Raw genomic sequence first — 20,531 nt, forward strand, 5'->3', positions numbered from 1 at the left:
ATTGTTTAATATGATAAATCAATTGTTTACTGCATATTTGGGTTGATCGACATCAAATATTTCTTTGGCGTTGTTGCAAATTTTTTCTTGAACGCCGCTATAAAATGACTTCCTGTGCTATAACCAATTTTTAATCCCACTTCGTTTACATTATAGGAACCACTGTCTAATAATTTTCGGGCAAAATCCATTTTATAGTCAAATAGAAACCCGTAAACCGTATCACCATAAATTTGTTTGAAACCCATTTTTAGTTTCTTTAGATTCAAACCAATTTCATCGGCTAATTCCTGTAATCCTGGCGGTTCGGCCATGTTTGCAATGATGATTTCTTTGGCTTTTTTAATTTTCATTACATTATCCTCGTCGATTAAAAATGGACATTGTTCTGCGTTTGGATCTTCAGTTCGGTTGAAATACAAACTCAATAATTCATATCCTTTTCCTTTATAATAGAGATTTTTTATGGACGGATGCAAACTGTAATGAAACAATTGTGATAAAACGATTGCCATCGATGGACTGATATTTCCTTCGTTATAATATTTTTTGTCCTTATTGTCGGCACTTAAAAAGGTGATGTAGTCTGCTTCTGTCGAAAACAAAGCGTGAAACTTTTTGATCGAAATAATTACAGAAATCACCCAGGAATTTGGCGCTAACTCCAGATTTAAAGGCAATTCTTTCTGCGGATTGTATAAAAGCAATGATTTTTCTTCTTTTAATTCCAAAGCATAATTTCCCTGATTGAAGATGAATTTGGCACTTCCTTTTAATCCAAAATGGAACTGAATCAAACCGCTACCCACTTCGCGTTGTGCATTGAAAGTATCAACACTATCATTTTGAAAACGAATCAGGGTAAAATCATCTTCAATTTTTATAATTTCCTGAGAACCCATAGCGATATTTTTTTATTACAAATATGATAATTATCAGACATTTTTATTTAGAACAACTCTAAATAATTTGATTCCAACAACTTGATTTCACTACAAAAATAGAATTTTTTATAATAAAATAAGCAATTAGAATTAAAAAATCACTCAGCGATACAAAAAGAACTTCTAGCGTTACTTTTATAAAAACTATAGTGATAATTTTGTGTCACTTTCTGGTAAAGTGCAAAATATGGAAAACAATAACACATCAAAGCATCATTATTTTTACTCCGTTGGATTGAGTTATAAAAAAGCAGATGCTGAGATTAGAGGAAAATTTAGTTTAGATGCTGCTGCAAAAACGCGTTTACTGGAACAAGCTAAGACTGAAGGAATAGAGAGTTTAATAGTTACTTCTACCTGCAACCGAACTGAAATTTACGGTTTTGCAGAACACCCATTTCAATTAATCAAATTAATTTGCGAAAACAGTCAAGGTTCTGTTGAAGCATTTCAAAAAGTTGGTTTTGTTTATAAAAATCAAGAAGCCATCAGTCATATGTTTCGTGTAGGAACCGGTTTGGACAGCCAAATTCTTGGGGATTTCGAAATTATTGCTCAAATAAAATCCAGTTTTTCACAATCAAAATCTTTAGGTTTGGCTAATGCTTTCATGGAAAGATTGGTTAATGCCGTTATACAAGCCAGTAAAAAGATCAAAACCGATACAGAGATCAGCTCTGGAGCTACTTCGGTTTCTTTTGCTGCTGTTCAATATATTTTCAAGAATGTAGAAGACATTGGAAATAAAAATATTCTATTGTTTGGTACTGGAAAAATTGGTAGAAACACCTGTGAGAATTTAGTAAAACACACTAAAAACGAACATATTACTTTAATCAACAGAACGAAAGCCAAAGCAGAGAAGCTAGCCGGAAAATTGAATTTAGTTGTAAAAGATTATTCAGAATTGCATCTTGAATTGCAAAAAGCAGATGTTGTTGTTGTGGCTACAGGAGCTCAAAATCCTACGGTCGATAAAGCGATTCTGAATTTGAAGAAACCGTTATTGATTCTGGATTTATCCATCCCAAAAAATGTGAATAAAGATGTGGAAGAAATAGAAGGTGTTACGCTAATTCACATGGATTATTTGTCTCAAATAACAGACGAAACTTTAGAAAATAGAAAAAAACATATTCCTGCTGCTGAAGCAATCATTGAAGAAATAAAGGAAGAATTTATTACTTGGACCAAGGGCAGAAAATTTGCTCCAACAATCAATGCTTTGAAAGCAAAATTGAATGCGATAAAAAATTCAGAATTGGATTTCCAAAGCAAGAAAATTTTAAATTTCAATGAAGAACAAGCCGAGATTATCAGTGCAAGAATTATCCAAAAAATAACAACACACTTTGCCAACCATTTGAAAGATGATGATACTATGGTAGATGAAAGTATTGAATGGATTGAAAAGGTTTTCAAAATTGGAACGACCACAAAATAATGAATAAAATTATACGCATAGGAACCCGCGATAGCGAACTAGCACTTTGGCAAGCCCATACAGTCGAAAGAAAACTAAACGATTTAGGGTATAAAACCGAAATTATAGCTGTAAAATCACAAGGGGATATCATCCTTGATAAACCACTTTACGAATTAGGAATCACAGGAATTTTTACCAAAACGCTGGATATCGCTATGATCAATGGTCAAGTCGACATTGCTGTGCATTCCATGAAAGATGTTCCTACGGCTTTGCCAATAGGAATTGTTCAAGCCGCGGTTCTGGAAAGAGCGAATTTTTTGGATATTTTGGTACACAAAGGAAATCTTGATTTTCTTAATGGAGAAGGAACTATTGCCACAGGAAGTTTACGTCGTCAGGCACAATGGTTGCATAAATACCCAAATCACAAGACTGTCGATTTGCGTGGAAACGTAAATACCAGAATGCAAAAGTTTCAGGAAAGTGATTGGAATGGAGCTGTCTTTGCGGCAGCAGGATTGGAAAGAATTAACCTGAAACCTGAAAATCATATTAATTTAGATTGGATGGTTCCGGCACCTGCACAAGGTGCAATGGTTATTGTTGCTATGGGAAATGATGAATTTTCTAAAGAAGCCGTTGCCCAACTCAACGATATCGAAACCGAAGTGTGTACCCATATTGAAAGACAATTTCTAAAAACGCTTGAAGGCGGTTGTACAGCGCCAATTGGAGCTTTGGCAACGTTTGAAGAAGATACTATTTTATTCAAAGGCGTTTTGTTTTCTATTGATGGAAAAGAAAGAATCGAGGTAAATAAAACTGTTCCATTAGAAGATTGGAAAAAATTAGGATTTACATCTGCTCAGGAAATTTTAGAGAACGGCGGAACAAAATTAATGCGATCCATTAAAGAAACATTAAAAAAATAATAAGTAGAGACGCGATAAATAGCGTCTCTCACATATCGCATTTAAGATTTATCATATTTCTGATTTATCGCAATTCATTAACAAAAACATGAGCAGACAAATTCAAATATTTTCAACAAAAGTACTTTCTAGCGTTCAAAAACAAGAATTAGTAAAAGCTAATTTCAATGTCATCGAAGCGGATTTTATCGACACCAAAAATCAACCTTTCGAACTAAACGAAATCAATGACAACTTGATTTTTACCAGTCAAAATGCAGCTCAAAGTTTGTTGCTTCACCCTAAATGCGAAGAATTAAAAACAAAAAACGTTTTTTGTGTTGGGTTGAAAACCAAAATTCTATTGTCGGAAAGTGGTTTTAACGTCATTGCTTATACGGGTTACGCATCAGACTTGACAGAAATAATAACGTTGATTTACTCCAATGAAAGCTACACTTTTTTTAGTGGCAATTTGAGAAAAGAAACGTTACCAAAAGCGTTGAAAGAAGCCAAAGTAAAGTTCAACGAAATCCAAGTGTATGAGACTTCTTTAACACCACACAAAATAAAAACTCCTGTTGATGCCATTTTGTTTTTTAGCCCATCAGGCGTGGAAAGTTATTTGAAAGAAAATAAAATTAAAGGGGAACTTTGCTTTTGTATCGGTACTACCACTGCAGAAACATTGAACAAAACTACTAAAAACATTATTATCGCAGATCAACCGTCTATTGAAGATGTGATTGAAGATGTAATTGAAGAATATAAATAACCCCCGAAGGGGAATTAGAAAAGAAACCTAAGAACGTTGCAACTTCTGGGAACAAACATAAAATAAAAACTTTGAGCCTTTGTGCCTTTGTGGCATTAAATAAGAAATTATGATAAAGAACGACCTATTTTTAAAAGCATTAAGAGGAGAAACCGTAGAACGTCCACCAGTTTGGATGATGCGTCAGGCGGGAAGGTATTTGCCTGAATTCATCGCTTTGCGCGACAAATATGATTTCTTCACCCGTTGCCAAACCCCAGAATTAGCTGCTGAAATCACTGTGCAACCGATACGAAGAATAGCTCCGGATGTTGCGATTTTGTTTTCGGATATATTAGTAATTCCACAGGCAATGGGAATTGAAGTCTTGATGAAAGAAAATTTTGGTCCATTTTTGCCAAATCCTATTCGAACGATTCAGGATGTTGAGAAAGTGATTGTTCCGGATATTCAGGAAACTCTAGGTTATGTGATGGACGCCATCAAATTGACCAAAGAAATGTTGAATGATGAGGTGCCGTTAATCGGTTTCGCAGGTTCTCCTTGGACTATTTTCTGTTATGCTGTGGAAGGAAAAGGTTCTAAAAGCTTTGATATGGCCAAAGGATTTTGTTTCACACACCCAGAAGCAGCGCATGTTTTATTGCAAAAAATCACCGACACCACTATTTTATATTTAAAAGAAAAAATAAAAGCGGGGGTTGATGCCGTTCAGATTTTTGACTCCTGGGGCGGAATGCTTTCTCCGGTTGATTATCAGGAATTCTCTTGGAAATACATCAACCAAATCGTTGAAGCTTTAGCCGATGAAACTCATGTAATTGTTTTTGGAAAAGGATGTTGGTTTGCGTTGGGTGAAATGGGTAAAAGTAGAGCATCGGCACTTGGTGTTGACTGGACTTGTTCTCCAAGGAATGCGAGATACTTGTCAGGTGGAAACATCACGTTGCAAGGAAATTTTGATCCGTCAAGATTGTTGTCGCCAATTCCAACCATCAAAAAAATGGTTCATGAAATGATTGACGAATTCGGAAAAGACAAATACATCGTGAATTTAGGTCACGGAATTTTACCAAACATTCCTGTAGATCACGCAAAAGCATTTATTGATGCTGTGAAGGAATATAATCAGTAGTATTGAGTGTTCAGGAATTAGTATTCAGTTTTTGAGCATTGAAACAAAAATCAATGATGCTATTCAAGAGTATCATTGATTTATATATTTACTGTAATATTATTGTGAAGTTCCATAGGAACGGTTCATTTTGTAGCCACGGATTTTAATCCGTGGAAATGGAAGAATCACAAAACAATTAAAAATGCTAAACAAAAGTATACGAGACGAGGAAAACATACGAATAGACAATGTTCTTAAAACGTTGCTTTCCTTGGTTTTTGTGCCTAAATTTTGGAATCTAGAAGACATTGCTCTTATTGAAAACGAATTGAAAGACTTGGGCATGAATATCCAAAGTCTTCGTGATTTTGGCGAAAAAGATCTAATTACACATTTACAACGATGTCATTTAGATTGGAATCAATTGGAGCAATTTGCAGATTTTTTGGTTGCTTTTTCAAAAGATGAGCAGTTCGATTTTACAGAAAAAGCGATTGCCTTTTACAATTATATTCAGCAGGAAAGTAAAATGTTTTCGTTTGGAATCAATAGTAAAATAGCTGCTGCAAAAGCAAAATTATAATGAAAACAGAAGCTTTTCAAATAGTTCCATTAAAACCAGAAGATGCAGTAAGTCTTAATGAATTAATGGTTTCTAATACCGAAAGATTCAAGAGGTTTTTCCCTAAAACCCTTTCGAATAATTTGACTATTGAAGCGTCTGAAAGCTATATTTCAAATAAAAGCAAAGAAATTCAATCCAATTCAGAATTTACTTTTGCAATTAAAGACAATGAAACTCAAAATATTGCAGGGCTTATCATTATCAAAAAATTAAATTGGGAAACTAAACAAGGTGAATTTGCATATTGTATTGGTTCAAAATATGAAGGCAAAGGTTTAACGACATTTGCCGTGAAAGAAATTTCAAATTATGCTTTTAATAATTTGAAATTAAAAACCCTTCAAATTATTTCCCATAAAACGAATTTTGGGAGTATTAAAGTCGCTGAAAATTGTGGATTCATCTGGAAAAGAACATTGTCAAATGAGTTTACGCCAACAAATGAACTTCCGTTAGATATGGAATTATATGAGTTAACAAGATGAAAGAACACTTCCATAATTGCTTTACCTTCTTAAATAGCATAGATTTGTTAATGTCTAATTCCCATCTTAGAAATGTAATGATAAATTATTTGAAATGACAGAAAACGAATTACAGAATTATTTAAAAACTAACTACCCACGAGAAAACGAAAAATGTGAGTGGAAAGAATTTAAGTCCTTAAAAAGTGCTGTTTCAGGAAGAGCGGGTGATGATGTCATCTCTTACGTTTCTGCGATTGCAAATATGCAAGGAGGCAATTTAGTAATTGGGATTCAAGATCAAACACATGCTATAGTAGGAATTAAAGAATTTGCAGAATATACCATTGAAAACATCAAATATAGAGTTATTGGGAACTGTCCTAATCTAAATGCAGATCTTTTTCAGGTTGAACAATTCATTTCTTCAGACACAAATAAAACAGTTTGGGTATTTCATATACCGAAACATCAATTTAGATTACCTGTTTACGCTCATAAAAAAACATGGCAGCGTATTGATGATAATTTGGTTGAAATGACCAAAGCAAGATTAGATGCAATACTCACACAGGTTCAGGTTAATGAAGATTGGTCAGCGGTTATTGTCCCTGACGCAACTTTAGAGGATTTAGATAAGAATGCAATTGAAAAAGCCCGTTTTGAATTCAAAAAACGGAATCCTAAATACAGTAAAGATCTAGATAACTGGAATGATTATGATTTTTTAAATAAGTCTAAAATCACTATCAAAGGAAAAATTACAAGAACAGCACTCATTCTTTTAGGAAAGGAAGAGGCAGAACATTTTCTTGGTTCATTTGTGAAAATCAGATGGAATCTTAAAACAGTAGATAATCAAGATAAGGATTTTGATATTTTTTCTATTCCTTTATTACTCGCTGTAGATACGGTTTATTTAAAAATAAGAAATCTTAAATATCGCTATTTGCGTGATGGGACATTGTTTCCGGACGAAGTATTGCGTTATGATCCATTTATTATAAGAGAATCATTAAACAATGCAATTGCACATCAGGATTATAGCAAAGGGGCACGAATTAATGTTGTCGAATTTGAAGATGATCATTTAGTGTTTTCAAATTATGGCTCCTTCCTTCCAAAATCAATTGAAGATGTGGTGCTAAATGATACGCCTGAAGAAGTGTATAGAAATCCTTTTCTAGTGGAAGCGATGAAAAATTTAGATATGATAGAAACACAGGGCGGGGGTATTCGGAAAATTTTTAATTTTCAAAGACAACGTTTTTTTCCTTTACCAGATTATAATTTTTCAGATAATAAAGTAAAAGTCACGATAACTGGAAAAATTTTAAATGAAGATTTTGCTCGAATCCTTATAAAAAATCCAAATCTGTCTTTAGAAGATATTATCTTGTTAGATAAGGTACAAAAGCAAAAACCAATAACAGATGGTGAGTTCAAATATCTTAAAAAGTTGAAGTTTGTCGAAGGAAGAAAGTCTAATATATTCCTTTCTTTTAATGTTGTTGAATTAACAAATAATGAAGAATTAAAAGCAGAATATATTGCTAATCGCAGTTTTGATGATTCTCATTTTAAAGATATGATTGTTGGATATCTTAAAAAATTTGGTAAATCAAAACGGCAGTCTATTGATAATTTAATTATTCCAAAACTTTCAGCCGCACTTTCAGAAGAGAAAAAGAAAAAGAAAGTAACTAATTTTCTTTCTGCCTTAGGGAAAGAGGGAAAGATAAAGTGTACCCCCGGATATTATTGGGAATTAATTTAAATACTTTTTAGACACTTTTAGACACTTTTAGACACTTTTAGACACTTTTAGACACTTTTATAATTTGTTTAAAATCATCATAATTATAATGAAACAACAATTTTACCAATACATACAAAACCTTCAAGACCAAATCTGTAAAGGATTAGAAGCGGTTGAAGGTCAAGCCAAATTTCGTGAAGATCTTTGGCAACGTCCGGAAGGTGGCGGCGGAAGAACCCGCGTGATAGAGAACGGATCAGTTTTCGAAAAAGGCGGTGTCAATATTTCGGCGGTACACGGGAAATTACCGGAAGCCATGCAAAAACTGTTCAACGTAGGCGAAGCTGATTTTTTTGCCTGCGGACTGAGTTTGGTTTTGCATCCAAAAAGCCCAATGGTGCCTACGGTTCATGCCAATTGGCGTTATTTCGAAATGTACGATGACAACGGAAATGTAATCCAGCAATGGTTTGGCGGCGGACAGGATTTAACACCATATTATTTGTTTGAAGAAGATGCAATCCATTTTCATCAAACTTGTAAAACTGCTTGTGACAAACACTCCCGAAGCGTCGGGACAGATTTTTATCCGAAATACAAGAAACAATGCGATGCCTATTTTTGGAATGCACATCGTAATGAAGCCCGTGGAATTGGAGGATTGTTTTTCGATTATTGCAAAGCAACGGAGACCATGTCTATGGATAATTGGTTTAATTTTGTTTCAGAAGTTGGTAATAGTTTCCTCGAAGCGTATGTCCCAATTGTAGAAAAAAGAAAAGATTTACCGTATACTCCAGAACAAAGAACGTGGCAGGAAATCCGTCGGGGTCGCTATGTAGAGTTCAATTTGGTTCACGATAAAGGCACTTTATTTGGTTTAAAAACCAACGGAAGAATAGAAAGTATCCTGATGAGTCTGCCGCCACATGTACAATGGGTGTACGATCATCATCCGGAAGCAGGAAGCGAAGAAGAGAAGTTAGTAAACGTATTAGAAAACCCAAAAAATTGGATTGCAGATTGATGATTAACGATTTTTGATTTCAGATTTTCTGTCATCACTAATTTGTTTTAAATCATAAATCGGCAATCGTAACCCGAGAGCTTTGCTCGAATTGGCGAAGCAATCTAAAATCATAAATCATTATGTTCCCATTACACAGAGGCAGAAGATTAAGAACTAATGAATCCATTAGAAGTTTAGTTCGTGAAACCAGTTTAAGTCCAGCGGATTTTATGTTTCCCATGTTTGTAGCAGAAGGCGAAAATGTACAAGTGGAAATTCCTTCCATGCCTGGAATATTTCGTCGTTCCATCGATTTAACCGTAAAAGAAATTCAAGAATTATTCAATTTAGGCATCCGTGCGGTAAATATTTATGTAAAAGTCAGTGAAAATTTAAAAGACAATACGGGATTAGAAGCTTGGAATCCAAACGGATTAATGCAAAATGCAATTCGTGCTATTAAAGCTGCTTGTCCGGAAATGATTGTAATGCCAGATGTGGCTTTGGATCCCTATTCTATTTATGGTCATGACGGAATTATTGCAAATGGCGATGTAGAAAACGATTCAACCAATGATGCATTGGTAAAAATGGCCGTTTCTCATGCTGAAGCGGGTGCTGATTTTGTTGCGCCATCTGATATGATGGACGGACGCGTGCTGCGTTTGCGTGAAGGTTTAGACGCTGCCGGTTTTCATAATGTGGGCATCATGAGTTATTCTGCAAAATACGCTTCCGCATTTTACGGACCGTTCCGTGATGCCTTAGACAGTGCTCCTGTTGATGCAACTGAAATCCCAAAAGACAAAAAAACCTACCAAATGGATTATGCTAATCGCATTGAAGCCATCAAAGAAGCTTTATGGGATGTGGAAGAAGGCGCTGATATGGTCATGGTAAAACCAGGAATTGCCTATTTAGATATCGTTCGAGAGGTTAAAAATGCGGTAAATGTTCCTGTAACGGTATACCATGTTTCGGGAGAATATGCTATGATTAAAGCCGCTGCCGAAAGAGGTTGGCTAGATCATGATAAAATTATGATGGAGCAATTAATGTGTATCAAAAGAGCAGGAGCAAGTTTGATTTCGACTTATTTTGCTAAAGAAGCTGCGATACTTTTAAACAAGTAAAATTTAGATTTTTTTGATTCTAATAATTTTAATTCTTTTTTTTGATTCTAATTTCAAAAAATAAATTATTTTTGAGAAAACTAAAAAACTAAAAAAACTAAAATGAAAAAAGTATTAATAATTGCAATCGCATTTTTAGCTTTTTCTTGTAAAAAGCAAGAAGCTGAACCAGCTGAAAAACAAGCTGAACCTGAAACTGCAGTTTCTGAAGGAATGCAAGAAGAAGTTCAAACACCGGAACAATTAGGAGAGACCCTTTTTAAAGGAAAAGGAACCTGTGCTTCTTGTCATAAAGTAGATACGAAACTAATAGGGCCAAGTTTACAAGATATTGCCAAAATCTACAAAGAGAAAAACGGTAGCATTGTCAGTTTCCTAAAAGAGAAGAGTGATCCTATTGTTGATCCTTCTCAATATGCATTAATGAAACCAAATATTGTCCTTACAAAAACGATGACTGACGAAGAATTAAATGCATTAGAAGCATATGTTTATTCAACTTTGAAATAATTTTATCATCCTGAGCGTGGTCGAAGGAAGAAGCTAATCCCGCTATCATTCCAATCTTTTCTTTTTTAAAGAAAAAAAGAAAAGGATTTTCCCTTCTATCGGGGCTGTAAAACAAGAACCATTCGTCTAGGCGAATGGTTTTTTTATTTCTAATACTATTCAAGTTTTCATTTCTTTGTGAAGTTTGTGTCTTCTTCGTGAACATTGTGGTTAATTTTTTTATCTTTAAAATATGGAAACAGCTTATATCAAAACCCCTTTAGGAATCGCAACTATTATTGGAGACGAAAATGGGATTTCAGTAATTTCAGTTGCTGATGAAGGAGTCCTTTCAAGTGTAATTCCTGCTGTTTTGCAGGAAGCAGTTTCGCAACTCAACGATTATTTCGAAGGAAAAAGAACCGATTTTGATTTTGTACTCAATCCAAAAGGAACCGATTTTCAGCAAAAAGTATGGAAAGGATTATTGGAAATCCCTTTCGGGAAAACCATGTCTTATATGGATTTGTCCAAAAAATTAGGCGATGTCAAAGCCATTAGAGCTGTGGCTTCCGCCAATGGGAAAAACCCGCTATGGATTGTTGTCCCGTGTCACAGAGTCATTGGAACAGATGGTTCATTAACCGGTTATGCAGGCGGATTATGGCGCAAAAAATGGTTATTGGAACATGAAAATCCAACAACGCAACAAAGTTTGTTTTAAAATAGACCTCTTAGATTTTCAGACGGGTAGACAAGTTAGATTTTAAAAGATCAAGGAAGTCTAATAAGGTAATAATCTAAAATGTCTGAAAATCTAAGAAGTCTAACAAAATCTGAATTATGATTGATAAAATTCACCTCAATAACATCTTATTCCTCGATATAGAAACCGTTCCGGAAGCAGCTGATTTCAACTCTCTGGATTCCGAAATGAAAGACCTTTGGGAACACAAGACCCAATACCAGCGCAAAGACGAATACACTCCGGAGGATTTTTATGACCGTGCCGGAATTTGGGCCGAGTTTGGGAAGATCGTTTGTATTTCGGTAGGCTATTTTACGATCAAAGGCGATATTCGGAATTTTAGGGTGACTTCTTTTTTTGGTGAAGAAAAGAAAATTCTACACGATTTTATTAATCTGTTAAACAATCATTTCAATCAACCGCAACACGTTTTATGTGGCCATAATGCCAAGGAATTCGACATTCCATTCATTGCACGACGCATGATTATCAATCAAATCGCCATTCCTAACAAACTGAATTTATTTGGAAAAAAACCATGGGAAATTCCACATTTGGATACGTTGGAACTATGGAAATTTGGGGACTATAAACATTATACTTCTTTAAAATTGATGTGTAAAGTTCTCGGAATCCCTTCTCCAAAAGGCGATATCGATGGCAGTCAGGTGGGACATGTTTTTTATGTTGAAAAAGACATTGATAGAATTGTAACTTATTGTGAAAAAGATACGATTGCCGTAGCACAAATTTTCCTTCGATTACGTCGAGAAGATTTATTGATTGAGGAGGAGATTATTCATGTTTAAATTGTCGTAACCCAATGAGGGTTCAAAACCCTGATTGGGTTTGTTAATAAATAATTACATTTACAAAAATTATAAATTATGGTATTGAGTAGATTTTGGCTGGCTATTTTTATTTCTTCAATTGTATTTGTAGTCATTAGTTTGTTTTCGGGGAATAGTTACACTATTGATTATATTTTAAATGGTAAAAAAGACGACCCAATTTTACTGTCCGAAAAATACATCGAACAAGTACCTGCTTTTATCAGAGACAGCATCAAAAAAGCGCCAGATCAAACTATGATTGTCAACAGAGATACCATAAATGCCGATACGACGTATGTTTTCAAAAGCCAAACGGTAAAAATATACAGCGGCGTTCAAAAATCAGATGGTTTATTACCTACTTGCAAGAATACTTTACTCGATTTAATCATTCCTTTAATTGCCTATTTAGCTTTTTTCTGCGGACTGATGCAATTACTGATTGATTCTGGTGCTGCCGAAAAATTAGCCAAAAAACTGAGTCCCGTTTTTGTGAAAGTGTTTCCAACTATTCCCAAAAATCACGAATCGATATCCTATATGACCCTGAATTTTGCAGCAAATTTTCTAGGGCTGGATTCTGCCGCCACACCTTTTGGACTAAAGGCTATGCAGAGTTTGCAGGAGATTAATCCCGATAAAGACAAAGCAAGCGATGCGCAAATTATGTTTATGTGTTTGCATGCAGCGGGACTTACTTTGATACCAACATCTATCATTGGCTATCGCGCTGCCGAAAATGCTGCAAATCCTGCCGATGTCATGTTACCTTGTATTATCACTTCGTTTATAGGAACGATTGCTGCCTTTTTGATCGTTGGAATTAGACAAAAAGTCAATTTCAAAAGTGCTTCATTAATCGTTGCATTAATGACCATAATTGCAGCCATTGTTGGTTTATTACTGTACATAAACGGTTTAGATTTAATTGGTAAAAACTTTTTTACGGCCAATCTTTCGGGTTTAATGTTAGTAACAATCATTGCATTTACGTTGGTTTTTTCCTTTATACATGAGAAAAAATTCATTGCTTTAAATACCACCATTTTCGATGCATTTGTCACTGGTGCTAACAATGGTTTAAAAACTGGAGTTACAATTTTCCCTTATGTTTTGGGGATGCTGGTAGCTATTTCGTTTTTTAGAAATAGCGGTTTATTTGAAATTATAAGCAACGGAATCTCTTTTGTTTTCTCGAATATTGGAGTGAGCAAACAGATTACCGATTCTTTGCCGGTTGCTATGCTAAGGCCTTTTAGTTCCGGCGGATCGCGAGGGTTTATGATAGATTCTATGCGTACTTTTGGGCCGGATTCTTTTACCGGAAGGTTGAGTTGTATTTTCCAATGCAGTGCCGAGACCACTTTTTATGTAATTGCCGTTTACTTCGGTTCTATCAATGTTAAACACACACGTTATACCCTTGGCACGATGCTTTTAGTAGATCTGATATGTGTGATTACAGCTATTTTTGTAGCAAGTTGGTTTTTCTAAATATTTAACCGCAAAGGGCGAAAAAAAACCACAAAGTTCACGAAGTAAATTTCTGAATTTTGTGGTTTTTATGTATTTAAATAATTTTAGTTTACTCAATCACCATTTCAGGAATTTCTCCTTCAATAATTAAATCCGCTTCAGTGGAAGCAATAATATGTTCTACGGTTACACCTGGTGCGCGTTCCAATAGTTTGAAACCTTTTGGGGTTATTTCAAGAACGGCCAATTCTGTAACTATTTTTTTTACACAACCCACGCCTGTTAATGGTAAAGTGCATTTTTTTAGGATTTTAGATTCGCCAGCTTTGTTGACGTGCATCATGGCCACGATAATATTTTCGGCAGAAGCGACTAAATCCATTGCCCCACCCATTCCTTTAACCATTTTTCCAGGAATCTTCCAGTTGGCTATATCGCCGTTTTCGGCGACTTCCATAGCGCCAAGAATTGTCAAATCAACATGCTGTCCGCGAATCATCCCGAAACTCAAAGCCGAATCGAAAAAAGATGCGCCCGGTAAGGTAGTAATGGTTTGTTTTCCGGCATTAATAATATCTGCATCTTCTTCTCCTTCAAAAGGGAATGGTCCCATGCCCAGAACGCCATTTTCACTTTGAAATTCAACGTCAATTCCTTGTGGGATATAATTTGCTACTAATGTTGGAATTCCGATTCCGAGATTCACGAAATAACGGTCCTTCAATTCTTGAGCGATTCGTTTTGCAATTCCTATTTTGTCTAATGCCATATCTTAATGTATCAATTTATAAATATAACAATATATCAATTTTGACAACTGTTACTTATTATTTTTACTAGTGCTTAGGATTTTGTAAACTATTAATCCTAATTCATTAATTTGAATTTTTAGGCTTTCATCAAAAGGATACGAGGATGCTTTTTCACAAAGCAAAAGCCAGTATTTTGTTTCCTCTAGTTCTTTGGCAGCAATTTTAATTTTGTGAATAAAATCTGCTCTACTTTCTGCATTCTGTGCTTCATGAATATTAGCGCCTATACTTGTTCCTGACTTTAATAGTTGATTGGCAACAATAAATTTGCGTTTATTTTCTAATATTTCACAAAAAGCTATAATGCCTAATGCAAAATCAATGGATTTAGTAACAACAATATTCTCTTTGTCCATTTTTTATTAATTGTTATATTAAAAAATTGCTAAATTGTTTAATTTTTTGCACGAACCGTTCTCTGCTCAATTCTCTTTTCGTATTGCTCGCCTTGAAAAATGCGTTGCACAAATATTCCGGGAATATGAATTTGGTTTGGGTCTAAAGTTCCGGCTTCCACTAATTCTTCTACTTCGGCAACGGTGATTTTTGCTGCTCCAGCCATACACGGATTGAAGTTTCTTGCAGTTCCTTTGAAAATTAAGTTTCCTGCAGTATCGCCTTTCCATGCTTTTACGATTGCAAAATCAGCTTTGAAAGCGAGTTCCATTACATGCATTTTTCCATTGAATTCGCGTGCTTCTTTACCTGTTGCCACTTCGGTTCCATAACCTGCCGGTGTGAAAAAAGCCGGAATTCCTGCTTGTGCAGCACGACAACGTTCGGCTAATGTTCCTTGAGGAATAAGGTCTACTTCGAGTTCACCGGAAAGCATTTGGCGTTCAAATTCAACATTTTCTCCTACATAAGAAGAAATCATTTTCTTGATTTGACGTTTTTGTAAAAGCAATCCAAGACCAAAATCATCTACACCTGCGTTGTTGGAAATACACGTTAAATCGGTATTTTCTTTTTTTACTAATTCGGCGATGGAATTTTCCGGAATACCGCATAATCCAAAACCGCCAAGCATGATGGTCATTCCGTTTTCAATTCCTTGAAGTGCGTCTTGAACGTTGTTTACCTTTTTGTTGATCATATTGTGTTTTTTAGCCCATCCCGAAACTTCGGGAGGGAACGGCATCCTTTCTAGTCCTGAACTTGTTTCAGGATCCTGAAACAAGTTCAGGACTAGAAAGATATAGTGTACAGCTGGAAATAGCTCCTAATTCCTAACTTCGGGGGAATAGATGATTAAATTATAATTCAAATTCTTCGGTATCTTGTTCTACGGCCGTAGTGTCTTTTACTTTTGGAGCGGAATAACAGTCTACTTTTATCGAAAGATTAGCGGGTCTGTCAAATTGTGCTTTGGAGACTTTAAGCGCTGGGTCAGCGTAGCAAAGTTTCATAAAATAACCCCAAACCGGGAGTGCTGCAGTAGCTCCTTGACCATATGTGATGCTTTTGAAACGGGCCGAACGATCCTCGCAACCTACCCAGATTCCAGTTACCAAATTAGGAACCATTCCCATAAACCACCCATCAGACTGGTTTTGTGTGGTGCCTGTTTTTCCTGCAATTGGGTTTTTGAAAGAATACGGATAACCAGTCCAGCGGTTGTCCCCATTACCGCCGCCAGTGGTGCGCAAACGGTCTCCTGAACCGCCTTCGGTTACACCTTCCAGTAATTTTATAACCGCATAAGCAATGTCTTTGTTTAAGACATCATGAGATTCTGGTATTGGTTCGTAGATTACAACGCCACTTTTGTCTTCAATTCGAGATATAAATTGTGGTTTCATATAAACCCCTTGATTGGCAAAGGTGCTGTAAGCGGCAACCATGTCTTCTACCGTTATTTCAACCGCACCTAAAGCAATGGAAGGTTGGTTTACAATTTCAGATTTTACCCCTAATTTATGTGTTAAATCTATTACTGCTTCCGGGCCAACTTTATCAATTAATTTTGCCGATATAGTATTTATGGAATTAGCCAAACCTCGTTTTAAGGTAACCATTCCGCGGTATCTGTTGTCAGAGTTTCTAGGCTCCCAATCTTCGGTAACATGATGGCGTCCTTTTCTAATCACAAAGGGTCCATCAATAATCGAGTCACACGGAGACATATTTAATTGTTCTATGGCTGTTGCGTAAACAAAGGGTTTAAAAGTTGAACCTACTTGTCTTGCTCCTTGTCCTACGTGATCGTATTGAAAATATTTGTAGTTGATTCCGCCAACCCAAGCTTTTACATTGCCCGTTTGCGGTTCCATTGCCATCAATCCGGATTGTAGAAAGTGTTTGTAATAACGGATAGAATCCAATGGTGTCATAATGGTATCTTTTTCTCCTTTCCAAGAAAATACAGTCATTTTTGTTTTTTCGCTAAACGATTTTATAATTTCTTCATCACTTTTATCCAATGATTTCATCACAGCCCATCGGTTGGAGGATTTCATTGCCTGATTCAGAATCCGTTGTGTTTCTACAGAAGAAATATTAACAAAAGGAGCGTTTTTATTACCCTTAGATTGATTAAAAAACTCTTCTTGAAGGTTTGCCATGTGGGCTGTAACCGCTTCTTCAGCATGCAACTGCATTCTGGAATCAATGGTCGTGTAGATTTTTAGACCGTCTTTGTAGATGTCATAATCAGAACCATCCGATTTTTTGTTGTCTTCGACCCATTTTTTCATGTAATCGCGTAAATATTCTCTGAAATAAGTTGCCGTTCCTTCTTTATGTGTTTCTAATTTGAAGTTTAATTTGATCGGTAAACTTTGTAATTTTTCTTTTTCTTCTGCAGTGATGATTTTTCCTTTTTCCATTTGCGAAAGCACCACGTTTCTACGATTTTTCACACCTTGTGGGTTTCTTACTGGATTGTATAAACCGGAGTTTTTAAACATTCCAACTAATATTGCCGATTCACTGATGGTTAAATCTTTCGGTTCTTTGGAAAAATAGGTTTTTGCCGCTGAACTTACTCCAACAGAATTATTACCAAAATCATACACGTTGCAATACATGGCAATGATTTCGTTTTTAGTGTATTGTCTTTCTAATCGAATAGCAATAATCCATTCTTTTATTTTTTGTACAATTCTAAAGGGTAAAAATTTTGAACCCTCTCCATGAAATAATTGTTTGGCTAATTGCTGTGTTAATGTACTGGCTCCACCGCTTGTCCCTAAACTTGAAATGGCTCTTAACGTTCCTCTTCCGTCGATACCGGAGTGTTCGTAAAAACGAGCATCTTCAGTAGCTATTAATGCTTGTACCAGGTTTTTTGGTAAGTCAGAATACTTTAATTGGGATCTGTTTTTTTCAAAATATTTACCCAGAACCACTCCGTCAGCCGATATGATTTCTGTAGCTAAATTAGAATCTGGATTTTCTAAATCTTCAAAAGAAGGCATCGAACCGAAGATTCCCCATGAAGCAAATAAGAAAAACAAACCGACGCTTCCTAAGCCTAAAAAGAAGATTTTCCAAAATTTCTTTTTGTAGTAAGTGATGTCCTTATCAATATTTTTTGTCTGATTGTTATTTTTTTTGATAGCCATAATACTATTTTATTCTTTTTTTTCTATTCTAAAACCTACTTCTGTAATTCCATCTAAAACCGTTACACCAGGAACTTTTCCAGTTTCTCTAACGGCTTGTTTTATATGGACTTTGTATTTTCCTCTGAACTTTACATTTTCTTTGTAATACAGTTTGCTTTCTTTTATATCCGAAAATCCATCACCTAATAGCGTTCCGTCCGGATCTGCCATTTGGTATTCGAGAGTGTCCACTTTTGTAAAACCATTTGGTAATTCCAAGGCCACAATCAGAAATAGATTGTTGTACTGATAATTGTTATTAGCTCTCAAATTAACAAATAGATTGTATCGTTTTGTGGAGTCTAATTCCGGTAAATTGAAAGTTACAATGCTGTCTTTATGCCAAGCGCTTCCGACAGATTTATATTCATCAAAGACTCTTTTTTTATCACATGAAGAAAAGAGGATTACAACCAAAAGAAGTAAAGCGCTATTTTTTATCCACATTTTTAGTAATAATTATAGGTTTTCTTGGCTCCGCTGGCTTTTTGTCATTTGGAGTCTGACGGTTATTGTTATTTGCAGGTTTGTTGTTGTTTGCTACAATTGCATTTTCACCGGCAGGTTTGCGTTTTTTATTCTGTTTTTTCTTTGGTTTTGGCTGGTCAAAACGAGTCAAACTTTCCTGACCCATTGCATTATTGAAGTTTTTCTCCGGTTCTACAACAATTTCTATGGCAAAATCTTCCAGTGAAGAGACTTTGTTTTTTAATTTGTTCTCAGCAACAATTTCTTTGACCTGTTCAATTTTTAAAACATGCCAATTAGCAAAATTATTGGTATAAGCAAACCACATTAGCCCTTTGAAAATATCTTGTTTTTGGCAAATGGCATCTCCTTTTTCAGTCACCAATTTTGTTTCGAAATCTGGAAAATCTTTCAAGGCATCCATGTAAGTATCCAACTCATAGTTCAAGCAGCATTTTAATTTTCCGCATTGTCCCGCTAGTTTTTGTGGATTTAAAGATAATTGTTGGTAACGTGCCGCTGAGGTGTTTACACTTCTGAAATCCGTTAACCAGGTTGAACAGCATAATTCTCTTCCGCAAGAGCCAATACCGCCTAAACGAGCAGCTTCCTGACGGAAACCAACTTGCTTCATTTCGATTCTGGTACTGAATTCTTTAGCAAAATCTTTAATTAAAGCACGAAAGTCAATACGGTCATTTGCCGTGTAATAGAACGTAGCTTTTGATCCGTCACCTTGAAATTCGATATCGGAAATCTTCATTTCCAGTTTTTGAGCAATTGCTAATTCACGTGCCCGTACCTTCATAGGTTCTTCTTTGTCTCTAGCTGCGGACCAAATATCGATATCTTTTTGGGATGCTTTTCTATAGATTTTAGGAACATCATTGCTTAAATGATTTACTCCTTTTTTCTTCATTTGAATTTTTACCAATTCGCCTGTCAAAGTAACAATTCCTATGTCGTGTCCTGGTGAAGCAACGGTGGCAACAATGTCACCCATGCTTAACGTTAATTTTTCAGTATTGCGATAAAATTCTTTTCTTCCGTTTTTGAAACGTACTTCAACACAGTCAAAAGGAGCTTCGCCATTAGGCAAACTCATGTTGGAAAGCCAATCGAAAACCGTTAATTTATTGCAGCTATCGGTGCCGCAAGTCCCATTATTTTTACAACCCTTAGGTGCGCCACCATCAGAAGTTGAACAACTTGTACATGCCATAATTTTATATGTAGTGTTGTGACTGGCACAACTTAAGTTCTTAAAACGTTTAATGTGTAAAGATAGTATTTTTTGATTGAATGTTTCAAAGTCAAAATACTACTAAAATCATAAATTTTTAGACACCAAAAAAAGGAGTTTTTAACAAAAAAACTCCTTGAAATTACTTTGATTTCAAGGAGTTTTGATAATAAATAGGAATTAAAACTATTGTTTTTAACAAATTAAAACATTGGATGATTATTTGCTGATTTTTCCGGAACAGCCTGGATAACATCCCAATGTTCCACAATTTTGTTGTTTTTAAGTTTAAAAATATCAATAACTGAAGTAAGTTTCCCATCGGCACCTTTAGATTTTAAGTGAATAAAAACCAAATCACCATCAGCAGCTATATGTTGAATGTCTATTTTTTCCTTTGGCGCACCCACAAACCATTGTTCAACTCCGTCTTTTAGTGCTTTTCTACCATCTGCTACTCCAGGATTATGCTGAATGTAATCTTCTACAATATATTTGTCAATTGCTGACGGATCTTTGTCGCCAAACAAAGCTTGATAAAAAACAGTTACAATTTTTTTATTGGTTTCTTCTTGTTTTATATTTCTTTTTGATTGGGCATTTATTCCAATCGACATTGATAAAAGTAAAATTAATACCGCTGATTTTGAAAATAAGTTATTCATTTTTTTAATTTTGAGTTATTTGA

General features: G+C 35.3%; 21 protein-coding genes. 13 read left to right on the forward strand and 8 right to left on the reverse strand.

The features are described 5' to 3' along the window. Positions 1-26: 26 nt before the first annotated feature. Complete coding sequence (locus FNW38_RS10930; protein WP_143388022.1) at positions 27-902, reverse strand: helix-turn-helix domain-containing protein; 876 nt, start codon at positions 900-902, stop codon at positions 27-29. Between the two features lie 229 nt (positions 903-1,131). On the opposite strand from FNW38_RS10930, the gene hemA reads away from it, so the two are divergent. The 13 genes from hemA to FNW38_RS10995 all read left to right on the forward strand — a co-directional run bounded on the left by hemA (position 1,132) and on the right by FNW38_RS10995 (position 13,730). Continuing rightward, on the forward strand, positions 1,132-2,388 hold the full coding sequence (gene hemA / locus FNW38_RS10935; protein WP_143388021.1) for a glutamyl-tRNA reductase: 1,257 nt from the start codon (positions 1,132-1,134) through the stop codon (positions 2,386-2,388). Then, a complete protein-coding gene (gene hemC, locus FNW38_RS10940; protein ID WP_185963127.1) occupies positions 2,388-3,305 on the forward strand; it encodes a hydroxymethylbilane synthase in 918 nt (305 codons plus the stop codon). Before hemA ends, hemC begins: the two co-directional genes overlap by 1 nt. 88 nt (positions 3,306-3,393) lie before the next feature. After that, entirely contained in the window at positions 3,394-4,059 is a 666-nt protein-coding gene (locus FNW38_RS10945) for a uroporphyrinogen-III synthase (RefSeq protein WP_143388019.1), read from the forward strand. A gap of 109 nt (positions 4,060-4,168) precedes the next feature. Then, a complete protein-coding gene (gene hemE / locus FNW38_RS10950; RefSeq protein WP_143388018.1) occupies positions 4,169-5,194 on the forward strand; it encodes a uroporphyrinogen decarboxylase in 1,026 nt (341 codons plus the stop codon). Positions 5,195-5,378: 184 nt separating this feature from the next. Beyond that, complete coding sequence (locus tag FNW38_RS10955) at positions 5,379-5,759, forward strand: hypothetical protein (RefSeq protein WP_143388017.1); 381 nt, start codon at positions 5,379-5,381, stop codon at positions 5,757-5,759. Next, complete coding sequence (locus tag FNW38_RS10960) at positions 5,759-6,286, forward strand: GNAT family N-acetyltransferase (protein ID WP_143388016.1); 528 nt, start codon at positions 5,759-5,761, stop codon at positions 6,284-6,286. Before FNW38_RS10955 ends, FNW38_RS10960 begins: the two co-directional genes overlap by 1 nt. Before the next feature lie 94 nt (positions 6,287-6,380). Beyond that, positions 6,381-8,042 carry an ATP-binding protein gene (locus tag FNW38_RS10965; protein ID WP_143388015.1) on the forward strand — a complete coding sequence of 554 codons (1,662 nt, stop codon included), beginning with the start codon at positions 6,381-6,383 and terminating at the stop codon, positions 8,040-8,042. Positions 8,043-8,130: 88 nt separating this feature from the next. Then, positions 8,131-9,051 (forward strand): oxygen-dependent coproporphyrinogen oxidase, encoded by a 921-nt coding sequence (gene hemF, locus FNW38_RS10970; RefSeq protein ID WP_143388014.1) that lies wholly within the window; start codon positions 8,131-8,133, stop codon positions 9,049-9,051. A 122-nt stretch (positions 9,052-9,173) separates the two neighbouring features. Further along, positions 9,174-10,166, forward strand: a complete 993-nt coding sequence (gene hemB, locus FNW38_RS10975) for a porphobilinogen synthase (RefSeq protein ID WP_143388013.1) — start codon at positions 9,174-9,176, stop codon at positions 10,164-10,166. A 102-nt stretch (positions 10,167-10,268) separates the two neighbouring features. Then, entirely contained in the window at positions 10,269-10,676 is a 408-nt protein-coding gene (locus FNW38_RS10980; protein ID WP_143388012.1) for a c-type cytochrome, read from the forward strand. Positions 10,677-10,908: 232 nt separating this feature from the next. Further along, positions 10,909-11,379, forward strand: coding sequence for a methylated-DNA--[protein]-cysteine S-methyltransferase (locus FNW38_RS10985; RefSeq protein ID WP_143388011.1), 471 nt, complete (start codon positions 10,909-10,911; stop codon positions 11,377-11,379). Between the two features lie 119 nt (positions 11,380-11,498). Beyond that, the gene (locus FNW38_RS10990) at positions 11,499-12,212 is read left to right on the forward strand and encodes a 3'-5' exonuclease (RefSeq protein WP_143388010.1); all 714 of its coding nucleotides are present in this window, start codon (positions 11,499-11,501) and stop codon (positions 12,210-12,212) included. Between the two features lie 78 nt (positions 12,213-12,290). Continuing rightward, the gene (locus tag FNW38_RS10995) at positions 12,291-13,730 is read left to right on the forward strand and encodes a nucleoside recognition domain-containing protein (protein WP_143388009.1); all 1,440 of its coding nucleotides are present in this window, start codon (positions 12,291-12,293) and stop codon (positions 13,728-13,730) included. 91 nt (positions 13,731-13,821) lie between these two features. Here FNW38_RS10995 and FNW38_RS11000 read toward each other — a convergent pair whose 3' ends face one another. The 7 genes from FNW38_RS11000 to FNW38_RS11030 all read right to left on the reverse strand — a co-directional run bounded on the left by FNW38_RS11000 (position 13,822) and on the right by FNW38_RS11030 (position 20,508). Beyond that, entirely contained in the window at positions 13,822-14,481 is a 660-nt protein-coding gene (locus tag FNW38_RS11000) for a CoA transferase subunit B (RefSeq protein WP_143388008.1), read from the reverse strand. A 51-nt stretch (positions 14,482-14,532) separates the two neighbouring features. Beyond that, positions 14,533-14,880 (reverse strand): four helix bundle protein, encoded by a 348-nt coding sequence (locus tag FNW38_RS11005; RefSeq protein WP_143388007.1) that lies wholly within the window; start codon positions 14,878-14,880, stop codon positions 14,533-14,535. A gap of 38 nt (positions 14,881-14,918) precedes the next feature. Further along, positions 14,919-15,620, reverse strand: coding sequence for a CoA transferase subunit A (locus FNW38_RS11010; RefSeq protein WP_143388006.1), 702 nt, complete (start codon positions 15,618-15,620; stop codon positions 14,919-14,921). 160 nt (positions 15,621-15,780) lie between these two features. Next, positions 15,781-18,090, reverse strand: coding sequence for a penicillin-binding protein 1A (locus FNW38_RS11015; protein ID WP_143388005.1), 2,310 nt, complete (start codon positions 18,088-18,090; stop codon positions 15,781-15,783). 9 nt (positions 18,091-18,099) lie between these two features. Next, entirely contained in the window at positions 18,100-18,579 is a 480-nt protein-coding gene (locus tag FNW38_RS11020; RefSeq protein WP_143388004.1) for a gliding motility lipoprotein GldH, read from the reverse strand. After that, a complete protein-coding gene (locus FNW38_RS11025) occupies positions 18,563-19,822 on the reverse strand; it encodes a PSP1 domain-containing protein (RefSeq protein WP_143388003.1) in 1,260 nt (419 codons plus the stop codon). Before FNW38_RS11025 ends, FNW38_RS11020 begins: the two co-directional genes overlap by 17 nt. A 224-nt stretch (positions 19,823-20,046) precedes the next feature. Then, complete coding sequence (locus FNW38_RS11030; protein ID WP_143388002.1) at positions 20,047-20,508, reverse strand: nuclear transport factor 2 family protein; 462 nt, start codon at positions 20,506-20,508, stop codon at positions 20,047-20,049. Between the last annotated feature and the right edge of the window lie 23 nt (positions 20,509-20,531).

This window comes from Flavobacterium gawalongense (assembly GCF_007097265.1).
GTDB classification, from domain to species: domain Bacteria; phylum Bacteroidota; class Bacteroidia; order Flavobacteriales; family Flavobacteriaceae; genus Flavobacterium; species Flavobacterium gawalongense.